Origin of the sequence: Actinophytocola sp. (genome assembly GCF_036002505.1) — a bacterium.
Taxonomy (GTDB): domain Bacteria; phylum Actinomycetota; class Actinomycetes; order Mycobacteriales; family Pseudonocardiaceae; genus DASYTH01.
This window is the reverse complement of record NZ_DASYTH010000066.1, coordinates 1-9,526: the sequence shown is the minus strand read 5'-3', so window position 1 is coordinate 9,526 and position 9,526 is coordinate 1. Positions and strand designations below refer to the sequence as shown.

General features: G+C 70.8%; 8 protein-coding genes. 2 read left to right on the top strand and 6 right to left on the bottom strand.

Annotated features, from left to right (window positions below; all coding sequences use genetic code 11):
• The 5 genes from VGR06_RS05005 to VGR06_RS04985 all read right to left on the bottom strand — a co-directional run.
• A partial coding sequence (locus VGR06_RS05005) for a DUF222 domain-containing protein (protein WP_327557762.1) occupies nucleotides 1-516 on the bottom strand: 516 nt, incomplete at its 3' end.
• 346 nt (nucleotides 517-862) lie between these two features.
• Entirely contained in the window at nucleotides 863-1,843 is a 981-nt protein-coding gene (nudC, locus tag VGR06_RS05000; RefSeq protein WP_327557761.1) for an NAD(+) diphosphatase, read from the bottom strand.
• Nucleotides 1,840-3,195, bottom strand: a complete 1,356-nt coding sequence (locus VGR06_RS04995; RefSeq protein WP_327557760.1) for a pitrilysin family protein — start codon at nucleotides 3,193-3,195, stop codon at nucleotides 1,840-1,842. Before VGR06_RS04995 ends, nudC begins: the two co-directional genes overlap by 4 nt.
• On the bottom strand, nucleotides 3,192-4,475 hold the full coding sequence (locus VGR06_RS04990) for a pitrilysin family protein (protein ID WP_327557759.1): 1,284 nt from the start codon (nucleotides 4,473-4,475) through the stop codon (nucleotides 3,192-3,194). Before VGR06_RS04990 ends, VGR06_RS04995 begins: the two co-directional genes overlap by 4 nt.
• A gap of 28 nt (nucleotides 4,476-4,503) precedes the next feature.
• Nucleotides 4,504-5,625 carry a hypothetical protein gene (locus VGR06_RS04985; protein ID WP_327557758.1) on the bottom strand — a complete coding sequence of 374 codons (1,122 nt, stop codon included), beginning with the start codon at nucleotides 5,623-5,625 and terminating at the stop codon, nucleotides 4,504-4,506.
• 147 nt (nucleotides 5,626-5,772) lie between these two features.
• On the opposite strand from VGR06_RS04985, the gene VGR06_RS04980 reads away from it, so the two are divergent.
• Nucleotides 5,773-6,264, top strand: coding sequence for a pyridoxamine 5'-phosphate oxidase family protein (locus VGR06_RS04980; protein ID WP_327557757.1), 492 nt, complete (start codon nucleotides 5,773-5,775; stop codon nucleotides 6,262-6,264).
• A gap of 172 nt (nucleotides 6,265-6,436) precedes the next feature.
• Here VGR06_RS04980 and VGR06_RS04975 read toward each other — a convergent pair whose 3' ends face one another.
• Entirely contained in the window at nucleotides 6,437-8,107 is a 1,671-nt protein-coding gene (locus VGR06_RS04975; RefSeq protein ID WP_327557756.1) for a DUF2207 family protein, read from the bottom strand.
• A 74-nt stretch (nucleotides 8,108-8,181) separates the two neighbouring features.
• Here VGR06_RS04975 and VGR06_RS04970 point away from each other — a divergent pair, with 74 nt between their 5' ends.
• Complete coding sequence (locus tag VGR06_RS04970) at nucleotides 8,182-9,522, top strand: neutral zinc metallopeptidase (protein WP_327557755.1); 1,341 nt, start codon at nucleotides 8,182-8,184, stop codon at nucleotides 9,520-9,522.
• Nucleotides 9,523-9,526 lie beyond the last annotated feature (4 nt).

The following is a 9,526-nucleotide window of genomic DNA, read 5'->3' as shown; positions in this document are numbered from 1 at the left end:
CTCATCCTCGAGCTTCGGGTTGGTCTCGTCGGTGTTGATGTGGGCGAGCAGTGTTTGGCCGTGCTTGGCGACCACCTGGGGGCTGCACACGCGGGCGGTGTCGGTGAGAGTGGTTTCGACCAGGTCGCGGTGCTCGTAGCGGGCCCAGTTGGGCACTTCCTTGACGACCTTGGCGATGGCGTCCACGTGCTTGGCGTCGAGCGCGCCCTCGTGCAAGGCTTCTCGCACTTTCGGCAGTTTGGCCGGTGCGGTGTAGCCGATCGGGGTGACTGTCTCGGCGACCAGTTCGGATTGGGAGACCATGCGGGTGGCGTCGTTGCGGGCGATGTGCAAAACCTCGGCCAGCAGCACGGGTAGGCTGGAATAGCCGGCGAATTGCGCGGTCTGTGCGTGTTCCAACTCGGCGATTTCGTCCAACAAGTGTGCGTGGTCGCGGCGGATGCGGGTGGCGATCTCGATGACCGCGGCGAGGTGTTTCCCGCCAGGGAGAGTGTCGAGGTCGAACGCCTTTCGCATACCTCGATTCTACCGGGTTGCACCGACATTTCTGGTTGTTGGTTTTTCTCTTTCGGGTGAATGGGGGTGCTGAGGCTTGTTGGGGTTCGGGGGCGGCGCGGGGGGGGGGGGCAGGGCGTCCGCCCTGCCCGCGCTGTGCGCGGCCCCAGGGGGTCGCAGAGGCTCCGGGGTCAAGGGTCGCCGCGCCCCTTTTTCACGTACCGCAACTTGACAGGCCGGGCGCGGCGATCGCGAAGCGACGCGACGAAGGAGCGCCCTTGAGGCCGGAGGGGCGACCCCGCACAATGCGCGCCGCCCCCGGACCAACCCCGAAGAGCGCAACCAGTCAACCCATACTGCACCCGGGTCACCCCGAATTGGACACCCCTGCCCACCCAGCCAACATCTGCCGGGCTATCGACGTCAGACCCGGCAAGATTAAACCTTCAATCTCCCCACCGGCCTCCAACGCGGCGATAATGCCAGCACGCGGCAACCATCGCGCATCTTCGATTTCACCGTCCGCCGGCTTCAAAGGGGCGGAGTGGTCGGCCGCCGCCGTGAAGGCGATCATTATCGAGCGAGGGAACGGCCAGGGTTGGCTGCCAAGATAGTGAATGTCGTGCACATCGATGCCGACTTCTTCGCGGATTTCGCGTTCTACGCAGGCTTCGAGCGACTCGCCCGCTTCGACAAACCCGGCGAGCACAGAGTAACGGTCGGGAGGCCAGATTGGTTGGCGGGCCAGCAGGACGTGTTCGCCGTTGGGGCCTGTTTCGTCGTGGACGAGGCAGATTACCGCGGGGTCGGTTCGGGGATATTCCTCGCGGTTGCATCCGGTGCAGCGGGTTGCCCAGCCGGCGCTGGCGAATTGGGTTGGTGCGCCGCATTTCGCGCAGTAGCGGGCGCGCGCGTGCCAGTTGAACAGGGCGACGGCGGTGGTGAACAGGCCGGCTGAGGTGTCGTCGAGGAGGCCGCCGATGGAGCGGAGGTCGTGCCATTGTTCGCCCGTTGAGGAGCTTGCGCCGGGCCATACGGCCCAGGAGTTGGGGGGCGGGCGGGTGCCTTCCGACAACTCCTCGGTGGCGGGGATGGCGAACCAGCCGGCGCCATCCTTTTCGCCCAGCAGCACCGCTTGGTCGGGCGGGGTGGCGGCGAGGTCGGTGGCGGGACGGTCGACGAGGGCGCTGCCGTCGGGCCGGACGGGGGTGCGGCCCTTGCGGTCGACGACGATCACTCGGCCGGTGGACCACAGGTCGGCCAGGCGTTCGGTGTCGGCCCGCAGATGCTCGCTGCGGTCTACTGTGGACCGGGATAAGGGTGGGATGTCTCCGAGCGTGAAGGTCATGGCATCAGGACGCCGCCGAGGGCCAGAAGGGTGCCGAGCTGCTCGGCGTCGCCGACGATGACGCCGGTGAAGTGGGCCGGGGCGAAGAACTCCAGCGCGGCTTCGGCCACTTGTTCGGCGGTGACGGTGGTGAGGCGGGCCGGGTGGCCGACGAGCCAGTCCATGCCGAGGCCGAGGGCGGCGAGCGCGGCGAGTTGGCTGGCCAGACCGCTCTGCGAGGCGGTGCCGATCAGCAGCGAGCCGATCGCGTAGCGGCGCACGGTGTCCACTTCGGACTCTTTGGGTGGGACGAGGCCGAACCGGCCGAGCTCGTAGCGGATCTCGAGCAGGGCGGCGGCGGTCACCGCGTTGGCCGTGTCGGTTTCCAGCAGCAGGGTGGCTCCGCTGGGGGTGAACTCGAGGGCGGAGCGGGCGTAGTAGGTGTAGCCCTTGCCTTCGCGGATGTTCTCCACCAGGCGGGAGGAGAAGAAACCGCCGTAGGCGAGGTTCGCCAGCTGCAGTGCGGGGTAGCGGGGGTCGGTGCGGGTGATGGCTTGGGCGGACATCCGGAGTTGGGACTGGACGGCGCCGGGGCGGTGCACCAGCAGCAGATCGCCGCCGGTGACGGCGGGTAGGGCCGGGAGGACGACGGCGCTCGAGTCGGAGACCCAGGCGGCGGTGGCGGACTCGACCTGTGCCACGGCGCGGTCGAGGTCGAGGTCGCCGACGATGACGAGCACCGAGCCGCGGGGCAGGACGGCGGCCCGGTGCAGGGCACGCACCTCCTCGGGCGTCACCCGGGCCACGTCGCCGGCCTCGGGCATCTCGCGGGTGTACGGGTGGTCGCCGTAACGGTGCTTCTGCAGGGCTTCGCGGGCGATCGTGCCGGGTTGGGAGCGGGCCACGGTGATCCGCTCGACCAGCCGGTCCCGCTCGCGGTGCACCTCGTCGTCCCGGTACACCGCGCCGGTCAGCGCGTCGGCCAGCACGTCCATCAACGTGTCGAAGCCGGAGACGAGCGCGTTTCCGCTGATGCTCAGGCGTTCCGGGTCGACGCCGGCGTCGAGGTCGGCACCGACCAGCGCGAGGTCGGTGTCCACGGCGACCCGGTCGCGGCGGTCGGTGCCGGTGAGGATGGTCGCGGTGAGCACCTCGGCCCGGGCGGCGTGCATCGGATCCGTTCCGGCGAACGGGATCCGCAGGCGCAGCTCGACCATCGGCACGGCCGGCTGGTGCACCACGATGACCCGCAGACCGTTGGGCAGCAACGTGTCCACTGAGGACAGATCGGTGGCGACCCGTTGCTCGCCAAGGGCGGGAACGGGGCGCGGGCCCAGCTCGGTGCGGCCGATCTGTTCCGCCGTCCTGCTCATGATTCACCACCCGCCGGGCGCACGGTCAGCACCGCGCGGGATTCGGGGCCCAGCAGCGTGGCCGCGGCCGCGACCGCGTCCTGGCTGACCGACTCGATCAGGCCCGGTAGCCGGTAGACCAGCGCGGGATCGCCGTGCAGCAGCTCGAACGAACCGAGCGCCAGGGTCCTCGGCACCAACCGGTCGTGCTCGCGGTGCAGGCTCGCCACCCAGCGCGCGGTCACCTTCGCCAACTCCTCCTCGCTCGGGCCGCTCGCCGCGACCTTCTCCAGTTCCTCGTCGACGGCGCCGAGCACGGTGTCCTCGCTGACCGCGGCCGTGTGCATGGCGGTGATCGTGAACGTGTCCGGGTCGCGCGCCTCGAACGGCCCGAACAGCCCGCAGCCCGCGTTGACGTCGGTGACCAGCGGTTCGCGGTGCACCAGACGCTGCTTGAGCCGCGAGCCGGCGCCGTCGGCCAGCACGCCGGCGAGCACCACGTTCGCCACGTACGCCTCGATGTCGGCGACCGGGTCGGGCAGCCGGTAGCCCACGGCGAGCGCCGGCAGCGGGGCGTGCGTGTCGGCGTGCTCGCCGCGCCGCTCACCGTCCGGGGGCGGCTCGGCGAACGACGGGCGGACCGGGGCCGGGCGCGCCGGGACGTCGCCGAAGTGCTTCTCCACCAACGATCTGACCTGTGCTATGTCGAGATCACCGGCCACCGTGAGCACCGCGTTGGCCGGCGCGTAGTAGGTGTCGAAGAACGCCGCGCAGTCCTCGAGGCTGGCGTTCTCCAGGTCGGTGAAGTCACCGTAACCGTTGTGCGCGTTGGGAAACGTCCGGTACAGCACGGGCGGAAGGAGGATCCAGGGGAACCCGCCGAACGGCCGGTTCAGCACGTTGAGCCGGATCTCCTCCTTCACCACGTCGATCTGGTTGCGCAGGTTCTCCTCGGTCAGCTTCGGCGCGCGCATCCGGTCCGCCTCGAGGAACAGCGCGCGCTCGAGCCCGGCGGACGGCAGCACCATGAAGTAGTCGGTGTAGTCCGGGTGCGTCGAGCCGTTGAAGGTGCCGCCCGCGGACTGCACATGCCGGAAATGCGCGAGCTTCTCCAGGCTCTCGCTGCCCTGGAACATCAGGTGCTCGAACAGGTGCGCGAAGCCGGTGCGTCCCTCGGGCTCGGAGCGGAAGCCCACGTCATAGTGCACGCTCACGCCGACGACCGGCGAGGTGGTATCGGGGGCGAGGACCACACGGAGGCCGTTGGCGAGGGTGAACCTGTCGAACTCGGTTTGGGTCACCTTCGCAGCCTACGGGCTCGCCGCGGGGTCAGTCCCGGCGCGCTCGCCACCGGCCCATGAGCCGCAGCGCGACCCCGAGCAGCAGGGCCAGCGCGCCGAGTCCGACCAGCGCGCCGACCATCACGCCGGTGCTCGCCAACCCGCCGGACCGCCCCTGCGGCGCCGGTGCCGCCGTGGTGGTCGAAGTCGCGGCCGTGGTGGTCGCCGGTGGGGTCGTGGTGGTGGTTTCCGTACCGCACTGCACGGTCGCCTTGCCGGTGGTCCCGGTGTTCCCGCCGGTGACCTGAACCGGATTCTCGCCATTCGGGATACCGGGGAACGTGACGGTGCCGCGGACGCCACCGGCCACGGATAGGCGCTGTGTTTGGCCCTTTAACACGACCGTGTAGTCGATTGTTGTCCTGTTCGGGTTAAGGACGCCGACACTCACTCGGGCGGTGTTCGCATCGCACTGTGCGGTGATGTCGAGGGTGGGCGCGTTTCCGGCCGCGCAGGTGACCCTGAACTTCTCGGTGGCGACGACGTCCTTGCCCACCTTGAGCTCGGCCTTGTAGGCACCGTCGTCCACCTTGTTGTCGAAGGCGTTGAAGGCGACCCGCAGGAACACGCCCTGGCCCAGGGTCGCCTGGTACTGCTGGAACCCGCCGACCAGCAGGTCGTAGTCGACGGCACCGCTGCGCGGGTTGGCGACGGTGAACGTGACCAGGCCCCAGCCGGCCTTGCAGGCGACCTCCACCGCGAGCGGCTTGCCGGTTGACCCCTTGTCGCCACAGGGTTTGACCACGACGGGGACGTCGTCCTGCGGTCCGTCGAGACCGTCGACGTGCACCGTGTAGTCGCCGGCGGGGACCGGTTCGAACACCACCTTGTGCTGGATGTGGTCCGAGTCGAACGCGCTGTCCCTGGTCTGGGTCGCCTGATCGGGACGCAGCCGGTCGAGCCGCACGTGCCGCGGCTGGTCGCCGGTCTCGTCGATCCACACCGTGACCTTGGCGCCGCCGAGGTCACAGGTGGCGTCCGCGATCACGATCCGCGGCATGGGCACCTCGGCCGGGCCCGCGTCGGGTTGCGCCTGGCTGGTGGCCGCGCCCGCGGTCACCATGAACCCGGCCGTGGCCGCCACGATCAGGAGCCGCGCGGACCTGGCCATGGAGCACTCCCGTCGGGGTCGTCACAGCGGTGAAGGAGCGCACATTACCGCGCGTGTCAATGTGTCTGCGAGCATCACTCGTAGGGATATATTCGCAGCTCAAACGGGGTAACACCGGTGCGCTCGGCGACGATAAGGTGGGCCAGCATGAGCAATGAAGCGGATCTTGTCCGAGACATCATCGACGCCAACGTGTTCATGACGTTGAGCACCGCCGACGCGACGGGCCATCCCTGGGTGTCGCCGGTGTACTTCGCGACCGAGGACTACGTGGATTTCTACTGGATCTCCGCGCCCGACGCCGCGCACTCGGTGAACCTGGCCGAGCGGCCGCAGCTCAGCATCGTGATCTTCAACTCGCAGCTGCGGCCCAACCAGGCGCGGGCGCAGGCGGTGTACCTGGCCGCCGAGGCCGTCCAGGTGACCGGCGCGGACTTCGACCGCGGGCTGCAGGTCTACCCCGGCCCGCCGGCCCGCGGCGCCCGGGTCTTCGCCGCCGACGAACTCCGCGAGCCCGGCCCGTTCCGCCTCTACCGCGCCCGCGCGACGCAACACTGGATCCTCTGCCCCCGTCCCGTCGGCGACCCCTGTGTCCCGCACGGCAAAGCCCACGACCACCGGCTGGCCGTGACCCTCTAACCAGGCGTTTTGGCCCCTGACATCGTTGTGTTGGCCCCTGACGTCGACAAGTTGGCCCGTGGCGTTGGCATGTTGGCCGGTGGCGCACCCCAGTGGGACAAGACAACGACGTGACACGCCAACACACCGACGCAGCAGGCAAACACGACGACGTGAGGCGCCAACACAGTCACTAGTGGAGGTGGCCCGTCAGCGCGATGAGGAACTTCGGGATGTTGGCCGGGGTGCCCTCGTACCAGTGCAGGGTGTCGCCGGATATGGCGAGCCAGTGGTCGGTGTCGCCGAGGACGAGGGCGTAGGGGAACGAGCGGGCGATCACGGTGTCGCGGTCGGCGGCCGGCAGGGATGTGGGGTCAGCGCCGCGGAGGTAGGTGAGCAGGCCGCGGACCTGCTGGACGAGGACGCTGCCGCGGCGGGTGCGGGCCGGCATCCAGCGGGCGCCGAGGATCAGCGCGAGGCCGCCGATGACCAGGGCGAGGCCGATCAGGGCGTGGCCGGCGGTGACGGCCAGGACCACGGTGGCGGCGATGCCGAGGACGGTCAGGGCCGCGCCGGCCACGGTCCAGCGGGCGCGTTCGCGGTCGGGGCGGTGGGTGAACCAGTTGCGGGCCACGACGTCGGCGTAGAGGGCGTCACGGATCGGCTTGGTGTCCACTGTGGACAGATCGGAGAGGCGGACCCGGTCATTCGGCAGCAGGGCGTCGAGGACGGTGCTCTCGTAGGCGGTGAGCGCGTCGTCGGGTAGGTTGCGGCGGACCAGGAGCCAGTCCTCGGAACCCTGCTCGGAGATCCAGAGGTAGTTGCGGACGGCGAGGTCGAGCACGGTGGCGGCGAGGTCGGTAGGGTCCACCCGCTCGTCGACGACGGTGCCGATCTGGCCGGGGAGGACGCCGTCCGGGGAGGCGAACGAGACCCGGTCTCCTTCGCGCACCAGGACATCCACCGGGCCGACGTCGGTGGCCAGGGCCCGCGCGTCGCGGCCGCGGGCCAGCCACAGGAGCAGGAAACCGCCCAGTACCAGCAGGGTCAGCGCGCCCAGGCCGATGCCGCTGGCCGGGGTGAGCGCGAACGCACCAGCCTTTGTGGACGATGCGTCGAAGCGGGCGTTGGCCGGCAGGGTGCCCGGCGGCAGGCTGACGGACAGGTCGATCCGGTTGCCGGGCTTGAGGTTCTGCTGGACGACCCGGAGCACGCCGCCGTGGTCGGTGGCCGCGGACTCGCACGGCGAGGTCGAGCCGAGGACGCCGGCCAGGCACACCACCGAGCCCGGCGGTTCCGGCGCGAGGAACGAGGCGCGCAGGAACCGCACCTGGACGTCCCAGCCGCCGGCCACCTGCCAGCGCGCCTCCACGTGATCGCCGAGGTCGGTCACCGCACCGTCCACTGTGTACGTCACGGTGCTGGCACCCTCGCCGAACCTGAGCACGAGCTCGTCGGCGGTGATCTCGGTGCTGGCGTTCCCGTCCGTCGCGGGGTCGCGGATGGTGAACACCCGCTCCCGGTCGCCGCCGGAGCCGATCCGCAGCGGGGCGCGCCGGGTCATGGTCTTTCCGGCCTGCACGAACACGGTCTCGGCCACGGTCAGCCGGCCGTCGCGCTCCACCTTCAGCGCCACGTTGATGCTCTGCGGCAGCAGCGGCCTCGGGCGCTCGGTGCTGGGGCGCGGTGTCGACGGAGTGGTGGGCTGCAGGATGCCGGAGCCGCCGGAGGGGCGCGGCGGAACCGTGAAGTTGATCGTGGGTCCGCCCGGCGGCGGAGGCGGAATCGACGGCTGCGCCGCGCCGAACGCCGCTAACGCCAGCCCGATGGCCACGGCGGCGGGCATCCCCCATTTCGCTGACACGCCTGCGGACAATAGCCCAGCGGCCCTAAGCTCACCGGCGGTCCAACCAGATCAGCGCATGGGGGAACGAGGGGATGAACCAGCCGCCGGGCGGCCCGTACGGCCCGTATCCACCGCCGCGCCCGGTCGCCCCGCCGCCGGTGGCCCGCCCGCTGCCGCCGCGCCCCGGCCCACCCCCACCCGGCTACCGCCCGCCGCCGGGATGGCAGGGGCCGTCACCCGGCTGGCAGAGCCCGCCACCCGGACCGCGGGGCGCGGCGCCTGGCTGGCCGGGTCCACCGCCCGGTTGGCAAGCCCCGCCCGGTGCTCCGCCGGGCTGGGTGGGTCCACCACCGGGGACCGGCTGGCCGCCTCGTCCGGGCGGCTCCACGCTTCCGCCGTGGACGCTGCCGTCCCACCCGGGGGCGTTCGCGCCGCGGCGGTCGAACACCGGGGCCGTGGTGGCCACCGTGCTGGTCGCCGCACTCGTGGTCGCCGCCGGGCTGGTCGGTGTGATCACGTTGACCGGTAAGAAGAACCACGTGGCCGACGCCGGGTACGACTACCCCGCCGCCAGCTCGACCCGATCGTCCACCCCGGACACCGCGGCGACCACCACGACGAGGCGGACGAGCCGGGCGACGACCACCACCACGACCACCACCTCGTTGATCACCACGACCAGGTCGACGCCGGCCAGCACCGCACCGGCCGGGCCGCGGCCGGTGCCCGCGCTGGGGAACAACCCACTGTTCGCCGGAGATTTCGGCACGCCGGCGGTGACCTGCACCCTGGCCCGCTGGCGCACCGACCCGCAGAGCGCGGCGGCGTTCTTCGCCAGCGCCCTGCCCTGCCTGGAGGCCACCTGGGCGCCGGTGCTGCAGCGCGCCGGGCTGCCGTACTCCCCGCCGAGCCTGGAGGCGCCCGGCAACGGCGGGGTGAACAGCCCGTGCACCGGCAGCGAGGGCCGCAGCTTCGCGGCGTTCTACTGCCCGCGCAACCACACGATCTACCTGCCGTTCGGCGCGCTGCAGACCGACCTGTACGGCGCCCATCCCGGGGTCTACCTCGCGGTGCTCGCGCACGAGTACGGCCACCACGTGCAGGAGCTCTCTGGGGTGCAGGCGGCGTACTGGGACCTGCGCTACGACGCGGGCGCCGACACCGTGGCCGGCCTGGAGCTGTCCCGGCGGCTCGAGCTGCAGGCGCAGTGCTTCTCCGGGATGTTCCTGGCGGCCACGTACTCCCGCGGCTCGGTGGATCAGAACGTCCTGCAGGAGGCGCGGACGACCCAGGACCGCGGCGACCACAACCAGGGCCAGCCACGCGACCACGGCAGCGACGCGCACTCGATCAGCTGGTGGGAGCAGGGAGCGCAGAAGAACCGCACCTACCAGTGCAACACCTGGCTCGCCAACCCGGCCGACGTGTCCTGAACGT

Excerpts from the sequence above, each read along its gene's own strand:
- nudC (WP_327557761.1), bottom strand. The coding sequence starts at position 1,843 with ATGACCTTCACGCTCGGAGACATCCCACCCTTATCCCGGTCCACAGTA.
- VGR06_RS04995 (WP_327557760.1), bottom strand. The coding sequence starts at position 3,195 with ATGAGCAGGACGGCGGAACAGATCGGCCGCACCGAGCTGGGCCCGCGC.
- VGR06_RS04985 (WP_327557758.1), bottom strand. The coding sequence starts at position 5,625 with ATGGCCAGGTCCGCGCGGCTCCTGATCGTGGCGGCCACGGCCGGGTTC.
- VGR06_RS04980 (WP_327557757.1), top strand. The coding sequence starts at position 5,773 with ATGAGCAATGAAGCGGATCTTGTCCGAGACATCATCGACGCCAACGTG.
- VGR06_RS04970 (WP_327557755.1), top strand. The coding sequence starts at position 8,182 with ATGAACCAGCCGCCGGGCGGCCCGTACGGCCCGTATCCACCGCCGCGC.